Genomic DNA, 26169 nt, shown 5'->3' with positions numbered 1-26169 from the left:
CATGCAAAAAGTTGGTTTTTTTCGATCTATCCACGTTAAATTTGTCTTAATCTATGTGATGCTGATTTTAATTGCAATGGAAATAATCGGGCTGTACTTTGCACGCGAGCTCGAACAGAACATGAAATCTAACTTCACAACATCGATTGATGATAGGATGAGTTTGGTCGAATTCAGTGTGCGTGAAGAAATGATGAAAAAACGAGCTGCGGACGACCCGATGACACTTGAGAAGAGTCTTCAGGCCGTCCTTTCGAGTTTTAAATCGGAAGATATCAATGAAGTACGGGTTATTAATGCGGGGAATATTATTCTTGCAACATCAGCCTTAAATAATATATCTATGGTTGGACAGCGTTCGGCGGACGACATTGTGAGGAAGTCAAATGCGTCGAAAACTCCATATGACATTATTAATCTTGACCGGAAAACAAGAAAACGAATTTTGGTTCGTGCAACGCCTATTGTTGTTGGAGATGAAGTAAAAGGCATACTTTATCTTGAGGCAAACATTGAAAAGGTGTTTAAACAAATCGATGAAGTAAATCGTATTTTAGCCGGCGGGGTAGCTGTTTCGTTGTCTATTACAATCATTCTTGGTATTTTAATCGCACAGACGATGACAAGACCAATATCTGATATGAGGCGCCAGGCTCAAGCGATGGCGAAAGGGAATTTCTCGCGAAAGGTTCGTGTATATGGAAATGACGAAATGGGCCAACTTGCAATAGCCTTCAATCATTTAACGAACCAATTACAAGAATCTCAGTCATCGACTGAAAGTGAACGGCGGAAACTGGCTTCCGTATTAGAGAATATGACTGATGGCGTCATTGCAACTGATCGAAAAGGTCGCGTCAGCCTTATTAATGACTCCGCACTTCTTATGCTAAGACTAACACGGGATTTGGTCTTGAACCGACCGATATCTAGCATCCTTGGATTTGAGCAGGAGTATGCATTTGAGGATTTAATCCAAGTAAAGGAATCCATTGCACTGGATTTCAGTACGGAAGATCAGCCTTATATTTTACGAGCAAATTTTTCCGTTACACAAAGAGAAACTGGTTTTGTGAATGGCCTTATTGTTGTCTTACACGATAATACAGAACAAGAGAAAATCGATATGGAAAGACGTGAGTTTGTTTCAAATGTATCGCATGAATTGCGTACGCCACTTACAACAATGCGCAGTTATTTGGAGGCGCTTGCTGACGGGGCGTGGAAGAATGAGGAGATTGCACCATCCTTCCTTCACGTAACACAGACTGAAACTGAGCGGATGATTCGTCTTGTTAACGATTTGTTGAAGCTATCACGCATGGACAGCAGGGACTATGACTTGAATAAAGAATGGGTTGAATTCAATTATTTTTTCAAATCGATCATTGGTCGATTTGAATTTTCGAAGTCTCAAGAAGTCCAGTTTATACGCCTTCTCTCTTCCTCCGAACTGTTTGTTGAAATCGATACGGATAAGATGACCCAGGTGCTAGATAACATTATTTCAAATGCGTTAAAATACTCACCGGACGGCGGAGATATCCGTTTTGGCATTACAATGTCCGAAGACTTTATTAAAGTAATGATTTCGGATGATGGTATGGGAATACCACAGGCGAACGTTAAACGTATTTTTGACAGATTCTATCGAGCAGATCGAGCAAGATCCCGTGCGATGGGCGGTACAGGACTAGGTCTTGCAATTGCCCGTGAAATGATTTTGGCGCACGGAGGAGAAATATGGGCAGAAAGCGAAGAAGGAAAAGGAACGACAATATTCTTTACGTTGCCGTTTGAACTTCAGGAGGACGGTGAGTGGGGTTGAAATATGTTGAAACTGTCAAATCGATTGTACTTATCCTACTTGTCGCTCTCAGTATCATACTAACATTTTCTATTTGGACGTACTCACCGCGTTATGAAACCATTGAGCAGTTCCCGCCCGTAGATATTTCTATAGGCGATAAAAAGAGAATTGATGAAATTATAAAACCATATAAAATGGTCTTTAATTTTGACGATGCTTTGAAAGGAACAACTGATTCAGATAAAATCGATCGTATTATGGAAGAGATAACGGACTGGAAAATAACAGAAATCACCACAGTGGAAGAAAACTTTACTTCAGAGGATATAAGTACTTTGCTACGGAAGCCTAACCGGTTTACAGTGTTCTTTCAAAGTGAAATTCCTTTGTCTGTCTATGACAGTGTTTTGAAAATTGAAGCACCGACGCCCGAGATTTCATTTAACCAGATTGTAGTTGAATGGAAGCCGGACAATACTGCGATGACTGTCTACTTCGTGAGCAAAGAAAACAAGAAGCTTTATAGCGCAAAAGTGAAGGCAGAGGATTATCAAAGTCTCGATAATTCAATATTAACAGTCGGGCGAGAACTACAAGAATACAGAGAAGTAAACCCTGATAGTTCTTCCTATCTCGTAGTCTCAGTAGAGCCCGTGGAAACGATTAAGTACACTTTTCTGGAGGATGAAGTATCCATTAATAAATTCCGTGATGCATTGTTCAGTGATGTAAATGCAGTACGGAATAGCCAAGTGGGAATTCATGTTGAAGAACTTGCTGACGATCATGCAATGATGAATGTTTATACAGAGAAGAAAACACTGAACTATGTTTCACCAAATGCAGAAAGTCAAGAACTTGCAATTCCCTCAGAGTTACTGATAAATACAGTCAACTTTGTTAATGAACACGGCGGATGGACAGACGAATTTAGATTTACTTACATGGATGCCGAGACCCGATCAGTAAGATTCCGGTTATATCTGCACGGATTACCTGTCTATACAGATTCCAGTTCTTCTGCTGAAATTCTGCCGAAGTGGGGAAAAAATCGGATATACAGTTATGCAAGACCGTACTATAGACTCAATTCTTCAAATCCAGCAAAATCAGAAATTGAACTTCTTCCACCAGGCATTGATATTGCCGAAAGTCTTAGAAAATCGGATATGGTGGATATTGGTGCTGTCGAGGAAATAACTCCGGGTTACTTTATGAAATATAAGCCAGGACTTTTCATCATGGAGCCGGCCTGGTTTTACTTGATTAATGGTAATTGGAGCCGCTTTTCACCTGAAATTTTAGGAGGTGAACTGATTGGATTGGAATAAGTCGAAAACGATATTTATTATCGTATTTTCAATCGTGAACGTTTTCCTTTACTTACTTTATGTGGACAAGGTTACAGATGCGCAAAATGTTCAGGTGATGGGGAAAACACCAATCGAGGAATTGCTGAAGATGGACAACGTTACGTATGATCAACTACCGCCCTATAAAAACGATCCGTCTTATGTGTCCGCAAAGTCTATGATATTTATAGATGAACAGATAAACAAACTTGAAAATCAAAAAGTCGAAATCTCAGACGAAACATTTCTTCAATCAAAATTGGACGATCCTGTCAGTGTGATGAATACGAAAGGCGATTTTGATTTTACGGAGATTCTCGCTAAGTATGTATTAAACGGTGCTGAGTACGAACTTTGGGACGTAGATGAAGAGGCGCAGGAAGCTTTGCTTTTTCAGAAAGTGAAGGACAATCCCATTTATTTCAGTAGTAATGCGAAGCTGGTATTGCATTGGAATGACAAGGGGGAGGTTACAAACTATGAGCAAAGTATGCTGCATGAATTCGGTACCTTTAATCGTAAAAAAGATCTTCTTTCCCCTATAGAGGCAATCGGTAATTTGTATTCAAACGGGCACTTGAAACAAGATTCCAAGGTAAAGTCTATGAAGCTCGGTTATTCGACACATGTTCAAGTATCGGAAACCCAAGTGTTTGCTCCGACATGGCATGTACGTGTAGAATTGAAGGATGGGGTAAAAGAAGATTACTTCATCAATGCAATTGAAGGTATGATTATAGAATTCCAGCAAGAACCGTTGGAAGAAGAGAATGAATAAGGGGTTTTTGCAATGCGTTTTAGTGTCCTCGCAAGCGGCAGTAGCGGCAATGCGGTATTTATAGAGAGTGATGAACATACTTTTCTCGTGGATGCGGGATTTAGTGCGAAGAAGATGGACAGTTTAATGGCTGGCATTGATCGTTCTATGAAAAAAGTGGACGGTATCTTTGTAACGCACGAGCATAGTGACCATATAAAAGGGATTGGTGTTGTCGCACGGAAATATGGCACACCAATTTATGCGAATGAAAAAACATGGCAGGCGATGGACGGTCTTGTTGGCAATATTCCGCTCGAGCAGCGCTTTCAATTTGATATGGAAACGGTAAAATCATTCGGTTCACTCGATGTTCAGTCATTTGCTGTCTCGCATGATGCAGCGGATCCGATGTTTTATGTTTTCCATGAGAATGGCCGAAAATTGGCGGTCATTACAGATACAGGTTATGTGAGTGATAGGATGAAAGGGTTCATCCGCGGTGCAGATGCTTTTGTCTTTGAAAGCAATCATGATGTTAGTATGCTGCAGGTAGGACGCTATCCTTGGTCCGTCAAACGACGAATTCTGAGTGATGTTGGACATGTATCTAACGAAGATGCTGCGGTTGCAATGAGTGAAGTTGTCGATCAAAAAGATACGAGAATCTATCTATCACATTTAAGTAAAGATAATAATATGAAAGATCTTGCAAGGATGAGTGTTACACAGACGCTGGAAACATGCGGTATCAGGACAGGTGAATTTGTTCATCTCTATGATACAGATGCAGATCAGCCGACTGAACTTGTCACAGTATAGAGTAATGTCTCTAGCCTTACCTTCAGGGGATTGTATAAAAACCTTGCTAAGGTAAGGTTTTTTATTTTGAAACGGTTGAAATAGGGTAATGTTAACTACAATGACATCATCATTAGAGAGGGAGAGGCGTATGGACGAACTAAATCAGAATCAGGCGAATGGAGAGCCGCAACCTTCTGCTCCTATGCCGGAAAGTACAGCGCGACATAGTCAAAAGCCGCCAAAAAGAAGAGGCGGATTCATATCCGGCTTCATTGGAGTTGTAATCGGTGCATTACTTGTATGGTTCATCATGCAAGGCGAAAGTAGTACAAAGGAACAGTCGCTGGTTAATGGCTCGGAGCAGAAGGTCGATGCTATGCAAACAGAACGCATATCTCTTGATGTAAATAACGACGTTACTGACATTGTCGAGAAAGTGGCGGATTCAGTCGTTGGCGTAACGAATTTGAAGACAATTAGTGATCCTTGGTCGCCTGTAGAAACGACAAGGGAAACAGGTTCAGGTTCGGGTGTCATTTATAAAAAACAAGGAGACAAAGCATATATCGTAACGAATCATCACGTTATAGAAGGTGCACAAGAACTTGAAATTACTTTCGATGATGGTTCGAAGACAGACGGAAAAATCGTTGGTAGCGATATGTGGACTGACTTAGCTGTCATTGAAATTGACGCTAAACTTGTTAAAACAGTTATTGATTTTGGGGATTCAGATGCTTTGAAACGCGGTGAAACGGTCATTGCAATTGGTAATCCGCTCGGTCTAGGTTTTTCAGGTTCGGTAACCGTTGGCGTTGTATCCGGAAAAGATCGTTCGATTCCAATTGATTTTGATGAAAATGGCACAGTAGATTGGTTTGCAGATGCCTTACAAACCGATGCCGCCATTAATCCTGGTAACTCGGGAGGCGCGCTAATTAACCTTGCTGGCCAGCTTATTGGCATCAATTCCATGAAAGTATCGGAGGCAACGGTTGAAGGAATCGGACTTGCGATCCCCATCAATCTTGCAATGCCGATTATTGATCAACTTGAAGAACATGGTGAAGTAAACCGTCCGACAATGGGTGTTACATTACTCGATCTTCGAAGTATACCAGCTCAACAACAACGGGAAATGCTAAAGTTACCGGTGGATGTAACAGACGGGGTTGTCATCAATGAAGTAATGAGCAATTCTCCTGCCCAACTTGCTGGTGTAAAGCAGTATGATGTCATCGTTGAAATGGATGGCGAAAAAATTGAGGACATGGTCACCTTGCGTAAACATCTGTATAATTCGAAAGAAGTAGGCGACGCAATGCAAATGAAAGTGTATCGCGATGGTCAATTGCTTGAAATTGAAATGGTGTTAAAAGACGGTAACTCATTCTAGTAATAAAAATTATACACAGATTACCATGAAAAACTTATCCACAACGGGTATAATAGCTAACAGCTAGCTATTATACCCGTTTTTTTATTGTATTCGCTGTTTGTGGATAAATCTAAATATTTGTGAATAACTTTGTGTGAAATAAAAAAGCTGAAAGTTGGGATAGAAATGAATACTTATAGCTGTGAAACTCATATAAACCATGCTTTAGACGTTTTTGTAGCGGAGCAAGGAAAGTTTCCAATCATGGAAGTTGTATCGGAGGAAGAAAAGTTATCCACAAAGTGCAACTACTGTGAAGAGCCTTCGATATATGTTGTGGTGAACAAATAGTCGGACACAAGATGTAGATAAGTGTTGTGGATATGTGCATAAGTTTTGTTTGTAATAAATAAAAAAGGGTGGATAACTTGTGAATATAACGATTGTGACAGTAGGTAAATTAAAAGAGAAGTATTTAAAAATGGGCATTGAGGAATTCTCAAAACGATTAGGCGCGTATGCAAAAGTTAATATAGTCGAAGTAGCGGATGAGAAAGCACCTGAATCATTAAGCGACGCCGATATGGAAATTGTGAAGAAAAAAGAAGCGGAGCGAATTCTGGCGAAGTTTGGGTCGGATACGTATGTGATTGCACTTGCGATTGAAGGTAAGATGAAGACGTCAGAAGAGCTAGCGGCGGATTTGGAGTCGTTGATGACCTACGGACGTAGTAAGGTGGCATTTGTTATTGGTGGATCACTAGGACTGCATGACAGTGTGATAAAACGCGCGGATGAATTACTGTCCTTTTCGAAAATGACGTTTCCACATCAGATGATGAAGCTGATATTGTTGGAGCAGGTATATAGGGCTTTCAGGATAATGAAGAACGAACCGTATCATAAGTAAAAGAGATTTTTTATATGAAATGAGAGATAAAAATAACGTAACGTATAGATCCTGATTTTTAACTGAAATTTATAATGCCTATGATTGGGGACCGTGTGAATGTTAAGTGAACAGACGAGATATTCTAGGCTTGCGAACATAACCAAAATAATAAATACAAAGTTAGAACTACGTGAAGTATTACAGCGGGTAACAATGGCAATATCCGAAGAGGTTGTTCAATGTAACTCTGTTGGTATTTATTTACCCCAGAAGGATGGAACATTCAGAGGGTTTGCAGGAAAACCAGAAGTTATAAATGGGATAACGCTTGATACGCAGGTAATAGATGTTGAAATTGACTTACTAGCCAAAGAAGTTATTGAAACTCAAAAAACCATCTACATCCCTGATACCTCAAAGGATAATCGACCGGATCCGAGATCAGTTGAAGCCTTCCAAATTAAATCCTTATTAGCTCTGCCTATTGCATTTGGGCACGAGTTGTTTGGTCTGGTTTTTTTATTTGATTATGGAACACCAATGAACTTAACAGAGTCAGAAATTCAAAGTGTTGAAGCTTATGTGAATATGGCTGCAGTCGCAATTCAAAACGCAAATAATTTAAAACAAAAGGAAAGCCTTATTGCTGAAAAGCAATTATTACTTAATGTTACACGTGATTTATCGATGTGTTCTTCTGTAGAAGAATGTCTCGATAAATGTTTTTATTACTTAGGAAAAGTTTTAGATAGGAAAAGTATTGCTGCATATCTTCTAGATCCGTTAGAAAATACAGCAATTAGATTAACGAAGTTAAGTAAAGACTGTGAGTGGACACTGGCAGATTGGATTGAGAACCTTAAAAGCATAAGAATGGATCAAAGCTTTGAAACCCTGATGCAAAAGGTTATTAAAACAAAAAGTGTAATTTCCGGCCCGAATGAAGAAAGTAAGTATCTACTTATGATTCCGTTGGTTTCAATGGGAGAAGTATTAGGGGTAATAGCAGTTGTTAATGTTGAAGAGAAAGCTAATAGTTACGATAAATCTCAAATTCAACTAGCAAAATCTATAGTTGACGCCACAGCCCCTACGTTTTCAAACTTGTTATATATGGACCAACTTGAAAACATGGTGGAAGAGCGAACAAGCGAATTAGCTACCGCTAATGAAAAAGTTACGAGTGTTATTGAAAGTATTACGGATGGATTTTTTGCATTGAATAAAGAATGGGAATTTATCTATTTAAATAAACATCAATATATACCACAAAAGAAAACAGCAGAAGATGTATTAGGTAAGAATATTTGGGAGGTTTTCCCGAAGAGTGTGGATACAGTCATGTATAAAGAATTTCATCGTGCAATGTCAGAGCGAGTATCAGTACATTTCGAATACCTCTCAACCTCTGATGAGTATTGGTACGAAGCAGTCGCTTATCCGTATGACGAGGGGATCTGCTGTCTTCTAAAAAACATAACGGAAAAAAAGAAATATGAGCAAGAATTGAAAAGGTTATCAAATTTAGACTTAATAGGGCAAATGGCGGCAGGTATTAGTCATGAGATTAGAAATCCAATGACAACAGTACGAGGGTTTTTGCAGTTATTAAAAAAAGAAGGCGAATTTGAAAAACATAATGGTTACTTTAATTTAATGATTGAAGAACTTGACCGGGCAAATTCTATTATTACTGAATTTCTTTCAATAGGTAATACAAGGACATCTGATTTAGAGATGTTAGATTTAAATTCAATTATTCGTGATATTACTCCTTTGATAAAAATCGATACATGTAATCAAAATAAACTTATTCAATTCGATATGAAAGATATCCCAGAACTACTTTTAAATCCTAATGAGATCCGACAATTAATAATAAACCTATATCGTAATGGCCTTGAAGCAATGAGCACAGGGAAAGTTCTATCCATCAGCACCTACAAGGAAGATGGAAATTGTGTAGTTCTTGCAATACGGGATCAAGGAGAAGGTATCAGTCCTCAGACAGTAGAGAAATTGGGTACTCCATTCTACACAACTAAGGATAATGGTACTGGATTGGGTTTAGGCATATGTTATGCCATTGTTGCCCGTCATAACGCAAAAATTGAAATTCAAACAGGATCTGAAGGAACTACTTTTTTTGTTAAATTTGACACCTACATAGGACTCCGTTGAATTCGCTATGGTGTTAGGAGATGCCTTCACTCAGATTATAGAGGTGTTCATTTGTTCAAGATTAAATTAAATTTAATCATAAAAAAACTACTTTAGATTAGTCGTGGAAGTAAAATTTGAAGTGTCGATCCACTGGTAACGGCAAACAAGAGCTTTACCCTTTGCAAGGAGCTAGGGTAAAGCCGTGGATTTTTGAGTGTTCCTATAGACGTTCGGCTTTACTATCTTTTAAATCGACTATAACTACTATATAATAGAAGTTATTCCGATCCATGAATAATTGTAAAAATTGAGACAGAAAAGATATGTGTCTAGGTCACTCCTTAGCTTGCTATAACGCCTAAGCAGGAGCGCCTACATCCTTTCTGCGAATACTAGGGTATAAAGGATGGTAAAAATGAGTAACCAAAAAACTAAAACAGACGTTATCTTAATTGGTGCCGGAGTTATGAGTGCGACTTTGGGGACAATGCTAAAAGAATTAGTACCAGAATGGAATATTAAAGTGTTTGAGAAGCTCGCAAATGCGGGGGAGGAAAGCTCTAACGAATGGAATAATGCAGGAACTGGCCATGCGGCACTGTGTGAGCTTAACTACACCAGTGAAAAACCAGACGGATCTGTAGATATTAGCAAAGCTATAAAAATCAATGAACAGTTTCAGCTTTCAATGCAGTTTTGGTCATATCTTGTAAACAATAAGTTGATCAACAATCCGCAGGACTTTATCATGTCATTGCCTCATATGAGCATGGTACAAGGGGAACAAAATGTAGCATTTTTAAAGAAACGTTTTGAAGCGATGTCAAACAACCCGTTGTTTAAAGGGATGGAATTTTCCGCTGACCCAGAAAAATTGATGGAATGGATTCCGCTTATTATGCAAGGCCGCCCATCAAATGATGCGATAGCAGCAACAAAAATCGACACCGGAACGGACGTCAACTTCGGTGCTTTAACGCGCATGTTGTTTGACCACTTACAGAATAAAAATGTCGATATCAATTACAAACATAGTGTTGATGCTATTAAGCGAACAAATGATGGCGCATGGGAATTGAAAGTGAAGAATGTCGATAGCGGTAGCATCGAACGCCATACTGCAAAATTTGTCTTTATCGGAGGCGGCGGAGGAAGTCTGCATCTACTACAAAAAACCGGTATTCCTGAAGGAAAACATATTGGTGGATTCCCAGTAAGCGGAATCTTCATGGTATGTAATAATCCGGATGTTGTGGCGCAGCATCACGCAAAAGTATATGGAAAAGCGCAGGTTGGCGCTCCACCAATGTCCGTTCCGCATCTGGACACAAGATTTATCGACAATAAAAAGTCATTGCTATTTGGACCATTTGCCGGCTTTTCACCAAAGTTCTTAAAGACGGGTTCAATGTTAGATTTAATAACTTCTGTCAAACCAAATAATGTGTTGACGATGTTAGCCGCAGGCGCAAAAGAAATGTCATTGACAAAGTACCTAATCCAGCAACTTATGTTATCGAAAGAACAACGCATGAAAGAGTTACAAGAGTTTATCCCGAATGCCAAAATTGAAGAATGGGATTTTGTAGTAGCGGGCCAACGTGTACAAGTTATCAAAGATACTGAGGCGGGCGGTAAAGGAACACTTCAATTTGGTACGGAAGTTATCACTGCTGCAGATGGCTCGATTGCAGCATTGCTAGGCGCTTCTCCGGGTGCTTCTACTGCCGTACACGTTATGTTTGAGGTCATTAAAAAATGCTTCCCACAACATATCGAAGAATGGGAACCAAAATTGAAAGAAATGGTTCCCTCGTATGGCATGTCGCTAATGGAAAATCCAGAGCTTTTGCACGAAATGCATGCTTCAACAGCGCAGGCGCTTGGTCTAAGCGAAAACTTGCCGGACCAAAGCTAATTCTTTGGATATAGAAACAATCGAGATGAACTATAATATAGAACCTTTAATCTGTCTTTGGATTGAAGGTTCTTTTTTCAAGACCCCTTAGCTAGATGGTCACGGAGACCTTTGTCGTTAGTACACAAAACAAATTACTGATAGGGAGTGAACAATATGATTACAAAAATCGGTCAAATTATGTTATATGTCAATAACCAAGATGAGACAGTGAAGTTTTGGACGGAAAAGGTAGGATTTAGCGTCATTTCAGAAGAAGATAATGGCCAAGGAATGAAATGGATTGAAATCGCTCCAACTAAGGATGCGGAAACAACTATCATACTTCACAATAAGGAACTCATTGCTAAAATGCAGCCGGAATTAAATCTTCAAACACCTTCATTACTGCTTTTCTCAGATAATCTTGATGAATTATATAAAGATTTTTCAGAAAAACAGATCACGGTTGGGGATATGGTAACGATGCCTTCTGGCAGAGTATTTAATTTTGCGGATAATGAAGGAAATTACTTTGCGGTTTTGGAAAGAAAGTGAGCTTCTGACTAATGAAAAAATAAGTGCAAAAACGACTTAGAACATACTTCTTAGTCGTTTTTGTATTGGAATACTTCCTTTTATATTTATTTAACCCTTGAGAGAATTATGTGGTGTCTCCTACTCGATAAAGTACGGGTTTATTTTTGATAACTCTCCATTAAGCCTTCTATACGCTGTTTTACTTCAGGCCAATCCTCTTCTATTACGCTATACATAACCGTATGTCGCACCGTTCCATTAGGTCTAATCATATGATTACGTAAAACCCCTTCTTTTTTAGCACCAATCCGTTCAATAGCTTTTTGAGATTGGCTATTTTCATGACCTGTTTTAAGTTGTACTCGTTGAAACTGTAGTTGATTAAAGCAGTAAGATAGCAGCAAGTATTTACACTCTGTATTGATGTTTGTGCGCCAAAATGACGGATGCAGCCAAGTATGACCGATTTCTAACCGTTTATGTGCAGTGGCAATATCGGAAAATCGCGTAGAGCCAATTATTTCATTTGTTGCTCGCAGCACGATGACAAAAGGGTATTCCGTTCCTGTTTCCCGATTAACTAATGCCTGTTCAATATAGGTCTGTACGTCTTCTTTCGTTTTTAATGTATCCAACATATGCGTCCAAATACGCTCGTCTTGGCAACATGCATATATGCCATCTACATCATTTTTGGTCATTGGTCTTAAAACAACAGCATCTCCGTATAATTGAATAGTTTCCATGAACCATCACTCCTTTATTTCATTACACCTTAACTTTGATATGATTAGAAGTACCAAATTGTATAAAAGCAACCATACCAGGGGAGTGATTTTTATGGAGTTGTCATTCAATGGAGATGACCCGTATTATCTTCAAATATATAGGCAAATTAGAGAAAAAATCATACAGCATCATCTTCTCCTACATACGAAGTTACCTTCAAAACGGCAACTTGCAAGGGATTTAGGTGTTAGTGTGCATACAATTCAGGAAGCATATGCTCAACTAATAGCTGAAGGCTATATCGAAAGTAAAGAGCGATCTGGTTACTTTGTTGCTGCTTATGATTATGAGCGTCTTGTTCCGAAACAACAGCAACTTTATAGTTCACCCCCCGAAATTGCTGAAATCGACATCGACTTTCACTCAGGCCATGTAGCGAAGGATGTTTTTCCTTTTAAGACTTGGAAAAAGCTATTGAGTCGACATATAGGAGATGCCTCATTTACCATAAGTCCTTGGCAAGGTGAATGGCGCCTACGCCAAGAAATTGCTGCCTATGTTCAACAATCTCGTGGTGTATCATGCGCGCCGAAGCAAGTCTTCGTTAGTAGTGGTACACAGACACAATTGCATATGATTTGTCAGTTTTTCCATGAAGCAGCGTCTGTTGCTATTGAAGACCCGGGATTTATTCGTGCTAAAGCGGTTTTTGAACAACAGCGAATACCTTATGAAGCGATTCCTGTAGATGAATTAGGAGTGACTGTTCCGAGGAAATCACATCAGTTTCTCTACACAACGCCAGCACATCAATTTCCACTGGGAATGATTTTACCGATACAACGAAGAATTGAGTTAATTAATTGGGCCCATCAAAACAATGCTTACATCATTGAGGATGATTATGACGGCGAATTTCGCTATAAAGGAAAACCTATACCCTCACTTGCTGAGCTTGATGAAATGAAGAGAGTCATTTATTTTGGTACATTTTCAAAGACACTTATTCCATCTCTTCGTATGAGTTACTTTGTTTTGCCTATCAAGCTTGTAGAGCCATTTGAGCAGAAGTTTGCACTTCAAAAGTCAACGGTTTCTCGAATGGACCAACTTACCCTTGCTGACTTTATGAAGGAAGATTATTGGAGACGACATCTCGATAAAATGCGGACGATTTATCGACAAAAACAGAGGACCATTTTAAAGGCAATTCATCACTATTTATCGCCTGAATATGAAGTCATCGGGGAGAGCTCTGGTCTGCATATCGTTTTAAAGTTACCTGCTGATTTAACGGAAGAAGATGCTATTGAATTAGCGAAAGTAATTCATATTCGTATTTATCCAGTTTCAAATTCTTACGTCAATGTAAAATCAACTAATTTAGTTTTACTCGGATATGGTGGGCTTTCTAATGAGGACATTACTCGTGGAATTCAATTACTTGCAAAGGTTTGGCAGGAAAGATAGTAAGGGGCTATTCTTGTCGTGCATTCGCAACTGTGAGCAAAATGTTTACCAAGCATTCTAGATAGGACAGGTTTAAATAAAGAGCTTCAAGGAAGGTTTGTCAATACGGGAAGACTGTGAGAGGATATAAGCATATAACGAATGGAGGAAATGAAATTATGCCTAATTTACCAAATTGTCCAAAATGTAATTCTGAATATACATACGAAGATGGTAATCTTTTTGTTTGCCCAGAATGTGCCCATGAATGGTCTTTAGGAGCAGAAGCTGAAAATAGTGAGGAAACAAAAGTTTATAAAGACTCAAATGGAAATGTCTTGAACGATGGTGATTCTGTAACAGTCATCAAAGACCTTAAAGTAAAGGGAAGTTCATTAGTCGTTAAAAAAGGTACAAAAGTAAAAGGAATACGGTTAATTGACGAGGACCATGACATTGATTGTAAAATTGATGGTATTGGAGCTATGAAATTAAAAACGGAATTTGTTAAAAAGTTATAAGTTACTTTTCACTTCAAAGTACTTGGCTGTACACATAGAAAAAGCTAGGCTTTCATTGCCTAGCTTTTTTTATCATTTATCACATCTGTTGATTGACTATTTTCTTGCACAAGATACTGGTGAGATAGGCGCAAAATCCTTAATTTGGACTAGTTCGTTTCCGGCTCGCTTTCGGATAAAATAATCACGACAGTTTTACCGAGTCACACCCTTGGGGAGGAATTGCAGTTCGTTCCTCCTAGGTCATCTTGTAGCGATTAGTTACCTGTCGCGTACCTACAACGTTCAAGTGAAAATTGCAGTTGCTTGGAAAATAAGAATAGATGATTTTTCACAGAAGTTATTAGTGCCCGAAGATACAATTTTGGGCACGTTTGCACGTTGTCCAATGCGTTCCTTAATTGCTTTTAGCAAACATCATATGATGCCCTATGGAAAGTGACACTTCTTTAAATTTTTTTTAAAAATCCTATAGAGAGGAATTGAGCAGCCCAAATTGTATCTTTGGCAGCCTTTATCCAGATAAGAAACCACTAATCTTCTGGTCCAAAAAGCTTTAGAACTTCGTGTGAAGCCAATGAAAAAGTTCTTTTTTATAGAAAGAACTAGTTGATTGTAGTGAAGAGCGGCGACTCCAGCGGGAACAGCGCGAGCTGAAGACCCCGCAGGAACGCAGTGACGAGGAGGCTGAAGCCGTGCCCGCGGAAAGCGTCCGCTCGAAACGGAAATCAACGGGATTGAAGGAAATCGTAATTTTTCAGTGCCCTCCTTCGTGTACCTTTGACTTTGGAGAGCGACTGATGAACGACCACCATACTGATTACCGAAAAAGCTCAATAGGGATGCGACGAAGTCGCATCCCTATTGAGCAAGATATCTCGGTACTGGTATAAGAGTCGTTCAATCCAAAGCGATCTAAAAGCAACTGTACTCAGGACGCTTAGTGTTTGAGTAATTTTTATGGCAATTTTTATTTTGTGAAGTTATCGAAATAGCCTTGGATAAAGACGATAGGTGTACCTTTATCTCCGCTTCCTGATGTTAAATCAGATAGAGAGCCAATAAGGTCGGTAAGTTTTCTTGGTGTAGTACCTTGTGCTTCCATTGCTCCTACAAGATCATCGTCTTTATCGGTAATGAATTGTGATATAGCTTTTTTAAGATCATCGCCTCTTAAATCGGCAAAGTTATTGTCGGCAAGATATTTTAATTTTATTTCATTAGGTGTACCGTCAAGCCCTGGTGTGTAAGCTGGTGATACGACTGGATCCGCAAGTTCCCATATTTTACCGACTGGATCTTTAAATGCTCCATCTCCGTAAATCATGACTTCAATATCTTTGCCAGTCTTTTCTTTGAGCATATGCTGTATATTATCAACGACAGGTTGGCAATTACGTGGGAAAAGTTTAACATCATCTTCAGTTGATTTATTTGACCCAAGCAGGCCATAATCTTCGTTATAACCGCTACCATCCATAGATTCAGCTAATATGTCATCGAGGCTATAAACGCTAATGCCACCATTTGCTTTTAATATTTTTTTAGTTCTAAATCTCGTGTGTATATCACAAGTAAGAACATGTTTTGTGTAATCTAAAATCGTTTTTGGACTGTTTGAGAATATAACTTCACATTCAATGCCGTATTCTTCAACTAATGATTTATAGTAATCAATATAATCAATGCCAGTAAAAGCATGTTTATTATAACCAAAATGGCCGCGGAACTGTTCTTCCGTTAAAACATCTGTCCAAGGATTAATTCCTTTTTCATCAAGCATGTCCAGGTCCACAAGGTGATTCCCAACTTCATCAGAAGGATAGCTAAGCATTAATACAACTTTTTTAACGCCTTTTGCAATACCTCGAAGGCAGATTGCAAAACGATTACGACTTAAAATAGGGAATATTACTCCAACAGTTTCTTCTCCAAACTTTGAACTAACATCTTTAGCAATATGATCAATCGTTGCATAATTCCCTTGAGCTCGAGCAACAATGGATTCTGTTATAGAAACAATATCTTTATCATTAAATGTAAAGCCTTCAACTTCGGAAGCTTTTAACACACTTTCTACTACTATATCCTCAATATTATCTCCACGATTTATTATTGGGCAACGGAGACCTCTTGCAACTGTTCCAACTATTCTTTCCAATTGAATCGCTCCTTAATATTACAAAGTATATTTATATTAACTAACTTTCTATCTGTACTATACAACGCATTAATGGTATAAGTAAAATTAATATAACAAATGGTCGGTATAAGGGGTGCTTATATGGTTAGTAAATTAGATTTATATAAAATATTTTGTCAAGTAGGAAAAAGTGAGAGTTTTTCCAAGGCTGCAAAAGATCTTTATATGACGCAACCAGCAGTTAGTCAGGCAATCATGCAGTTGGAAAGGGAATTAGATACACGTCTTTTTTATAGAAGTCCAAAAGGCGTATCTCTGACAAATGAAGGTAGCCTGCTATTTGAATACGCCAATTCGGCTATTAATTTAATTCATGTCGGAGAAGAAAAGATTTTAGAATTTAAAAACTTAACGACAGGTGAATTAAAGATAGGTGTAGGAGATACAATTTCAAGGTATTTTCTACTTCCCTATTTGGAGGCTTTTCACATTAGATATCCAAATATAAAGTTTACGATTGTAAATGGTACGACATTGGAACTCTGTTCGATTTTAAAATCAGGTGGAGTAGATGTTGCTGTTTGTAACTTCCCGATTGACGATCCTACATTAGAACTGAAGCCATGTATTGATATCCAGGATACATTTGTTTATGGGGAAAGGTTTAAGAAAATATTGGCTAAACCCTTAAGCCTACATGAATTAGTAAAGCTTCCATTAATTTTTCTTGAATCGAAATCAAACTCGAGAAAGTATGTAGAGGATTATATGATTTCTAAAGGTATAAAGATTTCACCGGAATTTGAATTAGGTTCACATGACTTATTATTAGAGTTTGCTAAAATAAATTTAGGTATAGCGTGTGTAACAAAAGAGTTTTCTCAAGAGTATTTAAATAAAGGATTGTTATATGAAGTACAACTAAATGAAAAGATACCGACGAGAAGTATAGGCGTATGCTTTTTAAAAAGTGTACCATTATCACGAGCCTCAACAAAATTCGTTGAGATTGTAGAAGGCAAACAGCTGTAAATTACTTTTCACCAATACCCGGTACCCACATTTATTAACGGTTAGATTGGAACTTCTGATATAACGGAAATAGTCCTAATCACGACATCACTCGCTTCTGTTGACCGAGATAATGCAAAAGCTCCATAAAAAGTGCAGTCAAAATCCCCATTAGCATGCCGTTCGAAAGGATTGGGCGTATAAGCTGTGGAATCGTTGTAAAGGCCGTTGCCGGCAATGTCATAATCGATAGTCCTAATAACACCGGTAAAGCGATGCGATAGACTGTAGTGGGTTCGAATGTCAGGCCTTCTATGTTGCGAATTGCTGAGCGGAACAGCTGTAAATAAGCAACAAACAGTACTGTGTTACCAACGCTATGCGGAATTGTTGAGAAAAAGGCACTTAACTGTGGAACCGATCCCAAGAGGATGAATAACATGGATCCTACAAAAAACGGTGCTCTTTCGCGAATTCCAGTTGACTGCAAAAATCCTAATGATGAAGCGTAGGGTGCATACGGGACGAGTCCAAGCACGCCTGAAGCTGTCGACAACATCCCTGTTAGGAAGAAGGAGGCACGGTACTGCTTGGGAGTTGTCTCCTGTTCAAAAACATCTTCTGCCCCTTTCAATGTGGCAATCGTATTCGTGGTGTTTAATAATCCAGTAATGACCACCGTAATGACGATGCCCCACTCAAAAGCCGGTTGCCCCCAAGGAAACCAGGTAAGGAAAGGGGTCGTTTTAATTGTCTCTGTTACTTCCGCAGGAAACAGCAGGGCGGCAGCAATCCATCCGACTGTCATTCCGATGAGCAAATTCAAGCTGCTAATAATTCCTTTTCCTTTTACATGGATAAGGATCGTCAGTGCGGCGAGAGTAAATGAAAAACAGGCGACTTTTACATCTATAGAATCACCTATATTGAGGCCAATCATTCCTTTTAGAAAAATAGTGATGAGCTGATTAGCTAGTAATAGGAGAAAAACAAACATTACGATGGGTGTAAACCATTTCTTTAACACTTCTCCCATACCCAAAATACCGAAAACTGCGACAAGAATGCCCGAAATTATAACCCCAACTGCAATGCTGCCACCAATCGTAGTTAGTTCGAGATTCATCGTACTGGCCGTAGCAGCCAAGCTTAGGATGACGCCCCACCACAGTCCAGATTGACCCTCCATTAATGCTAAACGATGCCCGATAAGCCCTTGCAGCATACAGGCCACTCCTGTGAAGATGAAGGAGCGTTGAATGGCGGATACAATTTCAATGGATTCCAACTGAAAAGCACTGCCGACAGAAATAGGAATGACGACTGTATTGGCAAACATAAAGAACAGCCACTGAAATCCCGCTAGTAAAGTGATAGACGCCCCTACTGACTTAGTTTTCATTCAATCCGCTCCTCTATAAGTAGCTCTTAATTCTTTTATATCTTCAACCAATTTACTGCCAATTGTAGTTGAAAGAATATCGTATACAGGGTACAGTTCCTTTATCCATTCCTGTTTTTCAACATCACTTAGTTCATGAATCTGAATAGATGAGTTACGTTTGATAAGTTCAAGTTGCTCTTCGTTCATTAGTATAGAATGTCGGTCGTTCCAGGCAGTTGTCTCATCCATAGCTTCAAGTAGGATTTGCTGCGTGTTTTTTGTTTGCTGATCCCAGACTTTTTGATCCATCATCACGACGTAACCTAGGTATCCATGATTACTGATCGTCAAATGTTTTTGAACGTTATAGAACTTTTTAGAATGGATATTTGAAATCGTATTCTCTTCGCCATCAACATGTCCGGCTTCGATTAAGTTATAGGTAGAATTAAATGATTCTTGTTGCGCCTTAGCGCCTAATAGATCATATTGAGCTTGAATGACATCACTTTTCATAATCCTGATTTTTTGCCCTTTTAGATCTTGTGGTGTAACAATAGGGCCTTTGTTTGATGTGATTTGTTTAAAACCATTGGACCAATGGGCGAGTCCAATAATGCCATTTTTTTGTAATGAGTTTAGCAGGTGTTCACCGATAGGCCCATGTATTCCTTTGTGAATAGCTTCATGATTAGGGAAGGCGAATGGTAGATCGAGAACACCCCATTCAGGAGAAAGTACTCCAAGTTTTGAGGTGGAGGTAGCTATTATATGTACTTGCCCTTCTTTTAAGGCATTAATATCATCTATATCAGAAAACAAACTTCCGTTTGGGAAGACGACGATCTTTATATGACCATTTGATTTCTCATTAACGAGCTCAGCAAACTTGTCTGCCGCACGTCCTTTCGGCGTATTTTCGGCAACGACATGGCTAAATTTAAAAATGATTTGATCACTGAGTCCTTCCTGATCATCGTCATAAACCAGTTCTTTCTGAGGAAATAGATTATAGTATCCTAAAACAATAGCAATACCAGTACCTAAAAGGAGCATATAAACAAATATGTTTTTCACCGTAAGCCTCCTATTACTTCGTTAGTGTAAGCATACTCAGAAAATTGCGATTCGTAAAGATGAATAGTAGGAAAGGGGAACTGAAAATGAGACAATTGCCTATACGTTGGAAAATTATGACTTTATCTTATGCAGTAGTTATCTTTTCATTGTTGATCGGCGGAATTGTCATCATTGCTAACATTCAACAAAAAGAGGAAAAAGAATTAAGAATCAGATCTATGAATACGGCACGAACTGTAGCTGAACTATCAGATATAAGAAAAGCAGTCCAAGAACCAATAGGGTGGAAAATAGTGAACCCCGTTGTCGATGAAATAAGACTCATTAATAATACGGATTATGTTGTTGTCATGAATATGGATGGAATTCGGTATTCTCATCCTGTAAAGGAAATGCTAGGAAAACCCTCGACAGGTGAGGATGAAAAGCCGGCATTTGCGGAGCATATCTATTTTTCAAAGGCAGAAGGAGAGATTGGTACCGTTATTCGGGCATTTGTACCGATTAAGGATTCAGACTTAAACCAAATCGGTGTTGTCGTCGTTGGCAATAAAATCCCGAGTTTTATTGAAATTATGGGTGATTTAACAAAAGACATTCTTATAATTGTTGTATTAACATTACTATTTGGCTTGATAGGTTCAGCAATGCTTGCTAATCATATTAAAAAACAGATGTTTCAGTTGGAGCCATATGAAATTAAGAGAATGCATGAAGAAAGAACAGCTACTTTTCATTCAATGAATGAAGGCGTTATTGCAATCGACAATAAAGAAATTATTACGATATTTAATGAGAAAGCAAAGATGATATTTAATGTAAAAGGAAATTTTATAGGTCAACCAATTCGCGATGTACTGAAGGACACAAGGCTTCCTGAAATCGTTGAAAGAAATAAGGCGGTATATAATGAGGAGATAAAGGTAAGCGGAAAAGTGATCGTAAGTAATCGTATACCGATTAAAAAGGATAACGAATTAATTGGAGCTGTAGCAATCTTTCAGGATCGTACAGAAGTGACTAAGCTTGCCGAAGAATTAACAGGTGTCAAAAACTTTGTAGAGGCATTGCGGGTTCAAAGCCATGAACATATGAACAAACTTCATACGATAGCTGGTTTAATTCAGCTTGGGAAACCTGAAAAAGCGTTGCAACTTGCTTTTAATACATCGGAAGAACAAGAAAATGTAACAAGTTTTCTGAATGAAAAAATTAAAAATGATGCAGTTGCAGGTCTCCTTTTAAGCAAGGTAAGAAGGGGAAAAGAATTAGGGATAACTGTTGAGGTTGATCAAAATAGTTATTTTGCCGCCTTTCCCAATCAACTAGACCAACATGACTTTGTTGTGTTATTAGGTAATCTACTAGAAAATGCTTTTGGGGCGTTCGAACAAATTGAGACTGAGGATAAAAGAATTGATATTAGTTTTGAACAGTCAGCTTACGTGTGTGCCGTATTGGTTGAGGATAATGGATCTGGCATGAGCGAAGAATACCTACCAAGACTTTATGAAAAAGGATTTACGATGAACAAATCTGAAGGTACCGGTTACGGACTTTTTTTGATAAAACAGATCGTTGATAAAGGGAGAGGCAAAATTGACCTTTCATCCCAACAGGGTGAAGGAACTTCAATCATTATTACCTTCCCAATGGAAGTGGAGGATGAGTTGTATGACGTGTAAAGAAGAAATAAAGGTACTGCTGATTGAAGACGATCCAATGGTTCAAGAAGTAAATAGAGAGTTTATTGAAAGTGTAAAAGGATTCCGAGTAGTGGCCGTCGCTAGTAATGGCGAAGAGGGAATTAGACTTTTGAAAGAATTAAGCCCAGATCTTGTAGTATTAGATATTTATATGCCAAAAAAAGACGGAATCAAGACATTACAAGAGTTCAGAAAACAAAAATTGGAGGCAGATGTGATTGTCGTATCTGCCGCTAAAGACAGCGAAACAATTAAGCTCATGCTTCAAAATGGTGCGATGGATTATATTATTAAGCCATTTAAAATTCAGCGAATCCAGCAGGCATTGGAGAAATATCGAAAATACAGGACAAGCTTGAATGCATCCGAAGTGATCTCACAAGAACAGCTTGATTTACTGATTTACTCCGAGCATTCAAAGAAAATAACAGGCAACAATTTACCAAAAGGTTTGAATGAATTCACCTTAAATGAAATTACGATGTATGTACAGAACCAAGACGGTCCGCGCTCTGCCGAAGAGGTGGCAGGTGCAATCGGAATAGCTAGAGTGACAGCTCGCCGCTATTTAGATTACCTGGAAAAAAGCGGTGGCATTACCCTCGATGTCCAATACGGAGGGGTTGGAAGACCAATAAATCGTTATGTATCCAATCAGCAAAAAAAGTAAGACCAAAAAGACCAAAATAGCCGTTATGACCATAAACTTCTCACACCCTACTGAAAGCGCTATCATTTGTATTAATTAGTAATGATGAAGTATTCAGTTTAAAGGGGGATTAAAGGTGAGAATATTTAAGAATTTAACCGTTCAAGTAGTAATCGCAATTGTGATTGGGGTAGTAGTAGGGCTCGTGTGGCCAAACGTCGGAAAAGAAATGAAGCCACTAGGAGATACTTTTATAAATGCTGTGAAAATGGTCATAGCCCCTATTATATTTTTAACGATTGTACTTGGGATCGCGAAAATGGGAGATATGAAAAAGGTTGGTAAAGTTGGTGGTAAGGCTCTTATTTACTTCGAGGTTGTTACAACATTAGCGCTTGTTATTGGGTTAATCGTTGTTAATCTTGTAAAACCGGGAGCAGGACTCAACTACAATGAACTTGAAAAAGGCGATGTATCAAAATATACTGCTGAAGGTGGACAAAGTATTAACTGGATTGAGTTTGTCACTCAGATTGTTCCTTCTAATATGGTCGATGCGTTTGCAAAAGGCGATATTCTACAAGTGTTATTCTTCTCCATTTTATTTGGTGTAGGCCTTGCCGCTCTTGGCGAGAAGGGCAAATTGGTTATAGAGTTCATGGATAAACTCTCGCTCGTCTTCTTTAAAATTATAGGTTATATCATGAGAGCAGCCCCGATTGGCGCATTTGCAGCGATGGCATATACAATTGGTCATTACGGGCTGACTTCACTGGTACCACTGGGTAAATTAATGATGTCAGTCTATATTACGATGTTTTTATTCATCTTTGTCATATTAAATATCATTTGTAAGATGAATGGATTTAGCTTATGGAATTACCTGAAATTCATCAAGGAAGAAATACTAATCGTCTTAGGTACAAGTTCTTCAGAATCTGTTCTGCCAAGAATGATGGATAAGATGGAGCGTTACGGAGCATCAAAATCTGTTGTTGGCCTCGTAATCCCGACAGGTTATTCCTTTAATCTTGATGGTACATCTATTTATCTTTCAATGGCGGTCGTCTTTTTGGCGCAAGTGTTTGGTGTCGACTTAACACTAGGACAACAAATTACAGTAATATTAATATTAATGTTAACCTCAAAGGGAGCTGCGGGCGTTACAGGCAGCGGATTCATCGTTTTAGCATCAACTTTAGCTGCATTACAAATTATTCCTCTTGAAGGGTTAGCATTGCTTCTTGGAGTGGATCGTTTTATGAGTGAAGGACGTGCGATTGTGAATTTAATCGGAAACGGAATCGCTACAATGGTAGTGGCGAAAAGTGTTAATGAATTTGATACAACGAAACATCTGGAAGCTATTTCCGAAATGAAAGCCACCAAGAAGGCTGGGCAAGTAGCTGTATTGAACTCGACGCTTAAGTAAGGATGGAAAGTGACATTGAGGCGTATAATGCCACAACAGCAAAGAGTATATATGCTGAACAATTGGATACCTAAATAAACTGAGCGAAGGTACCTTATAAGGAGTAGCCGATGCCCTAGGACAGGCGGCGAAGCTGCTTGGCTTAGGGGGAGCCACTGAAAAAGTTCTTTTTTATAGTAAAAACTAGTTGATTGTAGTGAAGAGCGGCGACTCCAGCGGGAACAGCGCGAGCTGAAGACCCCGGAGGAACGCAGTGACGAGGAGGCTGAAGCCGTGCCCGCGGAAAGCGTCCGCTCGGAACGGAAATCAACGGGATTGAAGGAAATCGTACTTTTTCAGTGCCCTCGCTTAGGGCGGGAGGCATCCCCAAGCGCTGTAGCGGATTTAAAGGGAATCTTTATTTCAACTTATCTAGAATAAAAAACTTGGGCATGTTTTCAAAATGTCCAAGTTTTTTTCGGGTGTTTTGATACAATGGGTATAAACAAGTTGGGAGAAATGGCTATGTATGATAAAGAATGCGATCGGTTACTGCGCATTAATACTGTTGGAGTGCGTGAATGGCTGCATCAGTCCTCTCATTATAACCGCTACGAAGCGACACCCTATAAGGCATTGGATGATTTTTTTGAGGTCTATGAATTAAAGAAAACCGACAGATTAGTGGATTTTGGGTGTGGCAAAGGCAGGCTGCCATTTTATATACATAATCGATGTGGTGTTTCGGTTACAGGCATTGAAATGAGCGGGCAACTGTATCAAGAAGCACTTGAAAACCAAGCAAGTTATATGCAAAAAGTCAAACGGTCAAACACGTACATCAGCTTTGAATGCTGTCTGGCAGAGGAATATGAAGTGGAGGCGGAGGATAACCGGTTTTATTTCTTCAATCCGTTTTCAATCCAGATTTTCATGACGGTTATTGCTAACGTTCTACGGTCAGTCGACCAGCACAAGCGATCTGTAGATATTATCCTTTATTATCCGACGAGTGATTATATTGAGTTCCTTGAAACAAGCACTCCTTTTGAGCTGATAAAGGGAGTAAAGGTGTCCAGCATGCATGAAAAAGATCCTAATGAACTTTTTTTGGTGTTTCGACTTGGAGATTAATTGGACAAAAAGTAAAGCCACGTTCCAGGCGGAACGTGGCTTTACTTTTCTCTTATAGATGAAGTATTTCGTTATCTTTAAAAAGCTTTAGGAGAATTCGTTGTTAGTAAGTTGCGAAGATCTTTTAAAGCAGAAACGCCCGATAATGAAATGGAAACTTTCATTTCTTGAAGGATATTCTCCAATACTTTTTCAACGCCTTTTTGTCCATCTACCGCTAATCCGTACACGAATGGCCTGCCAATTAAAACTGCATCAGCCCCTAGTGCAAGCGCTTTGACAACATCTGTGCCCCGACGAACTCCGCTATCTAATAGTACAGGAATTTTGCCTCCTACCGCTTCTACGATTGTTGGTAGGGCATCAATACTAGTAATAACCCCGTCAAGCTGACGTCCGCCGTGGTTTGAAACGATAATGCCATCAATGCCGTTTTGGATAGCAAGCTTTGCATCTTCTGGATGTAAAATCCCTTTTAAGAGGATTGGCAAGGACGTTCTTTTCTTTAACTCCATGACTTTGGCCCAACTTAGTGTAGGGTGGTAAACATTATCCAGTATCCCTTGAATGATGGAGTCAAAATCGTTAGTTGGAATGGAGGACAAAAATACCGGATCTGTTTCATAGTTCGCTTTGCCAAAGCCTAGCTTCAAAGGGGAATATTGATTGCGTACGTCCTCTTCACGCCATCCCATCATCACTGTGTCAACTGTTAAGACAATGGCCTCAAAACCAGCTTCCTCGGCTCTCTTAACCATGCTATAACCAATTTCATCGTTAGTGCTTGACCAGTAGAGCTGAAACCATTTTGGACTGTCGCCAGTAGCTTCTGCAATCTCCTCAATTGAAAAACCAGATACTGTACTTTGAATGAATGGAATGCCAAGCGTGGCTGCTGCTTTAGCGGTAGCAATCTCGCCCTCTTCATGTGCGATTTTTTGCATGCCCACAGGTGCAATTAATAGAGGAAAAGGATATGTATGGCCGAATAATTTTACAGACGTGTCCAATGTAGAAACATCATTTAGAAATCGAGGGACAATGGAAAAATTTGAAAAAGAGGAGACGTTTTTTCGTAGCGTCTCTTCGCCACCCGCCCCGGATTGGATATAGCCGAATGCACCAGCGGGCATCTTTTCTTTTGCAGCCGCTTCTAATTCTTTGAATGAAACCGGAAATGATTCATCAGGTGTGATGTTTTGTAATAGTAAGTCGTTGTTTCTAGTTAAAGTCAAATCGATTCATACCCTTCATAAGGAAATTGGTTTTCTTTTAATAAAAAACACTTGAATCTTTGAAATAAGTTTTACTAGCTGGCCGTTCTTCTAAGAAGTTTTTCATAGAATTAATAATAGTAGT

22 protein-coding genes are annotated in these 26169 nt (G+C 39.0%); 17 read left to right on the top strand and 5 right to left on the bottom strand.

Annotation, left to right across the window (positions count from 1 at the left end; genetic code table 11):
• Position 1 precedes the first annotated feature (1 nt).
• The 10 genes from walK to MKZ26_RS14485 all read left to right on the top strand — a co-directional run bounded on the left by walK (position 2) and on the right by MKZ26_RS14485 (position 11611).
• Complete coding sequence (gene walK, locus MKZ26_RS14530) at positions 2 to 1828, top strand: cell wall metabolism sensor histidine kinase WalK (protein ID WP_340766622.1); 1827 nt, start codon at positions 2 to 4, stop codon at positions 1826 to 1828.
• Positions 1819 to 3141: a YycH family regulatory protein gene (locus tag MKZ26_RS14525; protein WP_340766621.1), complete on the top strand. Its 1323-nt coding sequence runs from the start codon at positions 1819 to 1821 to the stop codon at positions 3139 to 3141. Before walK ends, MKZ26_RS14525 begins: the two co-directional genes overlap by 10 nt.
• Entirely contained in the window at positions 3128 to 3940 is an 813-nt protein-coding gene (locus MKZ26_RS14520; protein WP_067204150.1) for a two-component system regulatory protein YycI, read from the top strand. The genes MKZ26_RS14525 and MKZ26_RS14520 overlap by 14 nt, the downstream gene beginning before the upstream one ends.
• Before the next feature lie 12 nt (positions 3941 to 3952).
• Positions 3953 to 4741 (top strand): MBL fold metallo-hydrolase, encoded by a 789-nt coding sequence (locus MKZ26_RS14515; protein WP_067204153.1) that lies wholly within the window; start codon positions 3953 to 3955, stop codon positions 4739 to 4741.
• A gap of 130 nt (positions 4742 to 4871) precedes the next feature.
• A complete protein-coding gene (locus tag MKZ26_RS14510) occupies positions 4872 to 6119 on the top strand; it encodes a S1C family serine protease (protein ID WP_340766620.1) in 1248 nt (415 codons plus the stop codon).
• Positions 6120 to 6287: 168 nt separating this feature from the next.
• Positions 6288 to 6452, top strand: a complete 165-nt coding sequence (locus MKZ26_RS14505; RefSeq protein WP_340766619.1) for a CxxH/CxxC protein — start codon at positions 6288 to 6290, stop codon at positions 6450 to 6452.
• Between the two features lie 79 nt (positions 6453 to 6531).
• Positions 6532 to 7011, top strand: coding sequence for a 23S rRNA (pseudouridine(1915)-N(3))-methyltransferase RlmH (rlmH, locus tag MKZ26_RS14500; RefSeq protein ID WP_067204158.1), 480 nt, complete (start codon positions 6532 to 6534; stop codon positions 7009 to 7011).
• A gap of 99 nt (positions 7012 to 7110) precedes the next feature.
• Positions 7111 to 9174: a GAF domain-containing sensor histidine kinase gene (locus tag MKZ26_RS14495; RefSeq protein ID WP_340766618.1), complete on the top strand. Its 2064-nt coding sequence runs from the start codon at positions 7111 to 7113 to the stop codon at positions 9172 to 9174.
• A gap of 397 nt (positions 9175 to 9571) precedes the next feature.
• The gene (locus MKZ26_RS14490; protein WP_340766617.1) at positions 9572 to 11074 is read left to right on the top strand and encodes a malate:quinone oxidoreductase; all 1503 of its coding nucleotides are present in this window, start codon (positions 9572 to 9574) and stop codon (positions 11072 to 11074) included.
• Positions 11075 to 11230: 156 nt separating this feature from the next.
• A complete protein-coding gene (locus MKZ26_RS14485; protein WP_340766616.1) occupies positions 11231 to 11611 on the top strand; it encodes a VOC family protein in 381 nt (126 codons plus the stop codon).
• 140 nt (positions 11612 to 11751) lie between these two features.
• On the opposite strand, the gene MKZ26_RS14480 is transcribed toward MKZ26_RS14485, so the two are convergent.
• Positions 11752 to 12339, bottom strand: a complete 588-nt coding sequence (locus tag MKZ26_RS14480; RefSeq protein ID WP_340766615.1) for a GNAT family N-acetyltransferase — start codon at positions 12337 to 12339, stop codon at positions 11752 to 11754.
• A gap of 94 nt (positions 12340 to 12433) precedes the next feature.
• Between MKZ26_RS14480 and pdxR the strand changes: the two genes are divergently transcribed.
• Together pdxR and MKZ26_RS14470 are read left to right on the top strand one after the other, a co-directional pair.
• Positions 12434 to 13792, top strand: coding sequence for a MocR-like pyridoxine biosynthesis transcription factor PdxR (gene pdxR, locus MKZ26_RS14475; RefSeq protein ID WP_340766614.1), 1359 nt, complete (start codon positions 12434 to 12436; stop codon positions 13790 to 13792).
• Between the two features lie 158 nt (positions 13793 to 13950).
• The gene (locus tag MKZ26_RS14470; RefSeq protein WP_067204173.1) at positions 13951 to 14292 is read left to right on the top strand and encodes a zinc ribbon domain-containing protein YjdM; all 342 of its coding nucleotides are present in this window, start codon (positions 13951 to 13953) and stop codon (positions 14290 to 14292) included.
• A gap of 970 nt (positions 14293 to 15262) precedes the next feature.
• Here the strand turns inward: MKZ26_RS14470 and MKZ26_RS14465 are convergent.
• Positions 15263 to 16453 (bottom strand): coenzyme F420-0:L-glutamate ligase, encoded by a 1191-nt coding sequence (locus MKZ26_RS14465; RefSeq protein WP_340766613.1) that lies wholly within the window; start codon positions 16451 to 16453, stop codon positions 15263 to 15265.
• A gap of 123 nt (positions 16454 to 16576) precedes the next feature.
• Here MKZ26_RS14465 and MKZ26_RS14460 point away from each other — a divergent pair, with 123 nt between their 5' ends.
• Positions 16577 to 17467: a LysR family transcriptional regulator gene (locus MKZ26_RS14460; RefSeq protein ID WP_067204177.1), complete on the top strand. Its 891-nt coding sequence runs from the start codon at positions 16577 to 16579 to the stop codon at positions 17465 to 17467.
• A 79-nt stretch (positions 17468 to 17546) separates the two neighbouring features.
• Here the strand turns inward: MKZ26_RS14460 and MKZ26_RS14455 are convergent, their stop codons facing one another.
• Both MKZ26_RS14455 and MKZ26_RS14450 read right to left on the bottom strand, forming a co-directional pair.
• A complete protein-coding gene (locus tag MKZ26_RS14455; protein ID WP_340766612.1) occupies positions 17547 to 18848 on the bottom strand; it encodes a uracil/xanthine transporter in 1302 nt (433 codons plus the stop codon).
• Positions 18849 to 19907 (bottom strand): DctP family TRAP transporter solute-binding subunit, encoded by a 1059-nt coding sequence (locus tag MKZ26_RS14450; RefSeq protein WP_340766611.1) that lies wholly within the window; start codon positions 19905 to 19907, stop codon positions 18849 to 18851.
• 86 nt (positions 19908 to 19993) lie between these two features.
• Between MKZ26_RS14450 and MKZ26_RS14445 the strand changes: the two genes are divergently transcribed.
• The 4 genes from MKZ26_RS14445 to MKZ26_RS14430 all read left to right on the top strand — a co-directional run bounded on the left by MKZ26_RS14445 (position 19994) and on the right by MKZ26_RS14430 (position 24810).
• A complete protein-coding gene (locus MKZ26_RS14445; protein ID WP_445683425.1) occupies positions 19994 to 21595 on the top strand; it encodes an ATP-binding protein in 1602 nt (533 codons plus the stop codon).
• Positions 21585 to 22286 carry a response regulator gene (locus MKZ26_RS14440; protein WP_338654348.1) on the top strand — a complete coding sequence of 234 codons (702 nt, stop codon included), beginning with the start codon at positions 21585 to 21587 and terminating at the stop codon, positions 22284 to 22286. The genes MKZ26_RS14445 and MKZ26_RS14440 overlap by 11 nt, the downstream gene beginning before the upstream one ends.
• A gap of 115 nt (positions 22287 to 22401) precedes the next feature.
• Positions 22402 to 23697: a C4-dicarboxylate transporter DctP gene (dctP, locus tag MKZ26_RS14435; RefSeq protein WP_067204191.1), complete on the top strand. Its 1296-nt coding sequence runs from the start codon at positions 22402 to 22404 to the stop codon at positions 23695 to 23697.
• Between the two features lie 504 nt (positions 23698 to 24201).
• Positions 24202 to 24810 carry a class I SAM-dependent methyltransferase gene (locus MKZ26_RS14430; protein WP_338654347.1) on the top strand — a complete coding sequence of 203 codons (609 nt, stop codon included), beginning with the start codon at positions 24202 to 24204 and terminating at the stop codon, positions 24808 to 24810.
• A 77-nt stretch (positions 24811 to 24887) separates the two neighbouring features.
• Here the strand turns inward: MKZ26_RS14430 and MKZ26_RS14425 are convergent, their stop codons facing one another.
• Positions 24888 to 26045: an alpha-hydroxy-acid oxidizing protein gene (locus tag MKZ26_RS14425; RefSeq protein WP_340766610.1), complete on the bottom strand. Its 1158-nt coding sequence runs from the start codon at positions 26043 to 26045 to the stop codon at positions 24888 to 24890.
• Between the last annotated feature and the right edge of the window lie 124 nt (positions 26046 to 26169).

Origin of the sequence: Sporosarcina sp. FSL K6-6792 (assembly GCF_038004885.1) — a bacterium.
In the GTDB taxonomy this organism is placed as follows: Bacteria; Bacillota; Bacilli; order Bacillales_A; family Planococcaceae; genus Sporosarcina; species Sporosarcina psychrophila.
The sequence above is the reverse complement of the archived record's forward strand: the minus strand, read 5'-3'. Positions and strand labels throughout refer to the sequence as shown.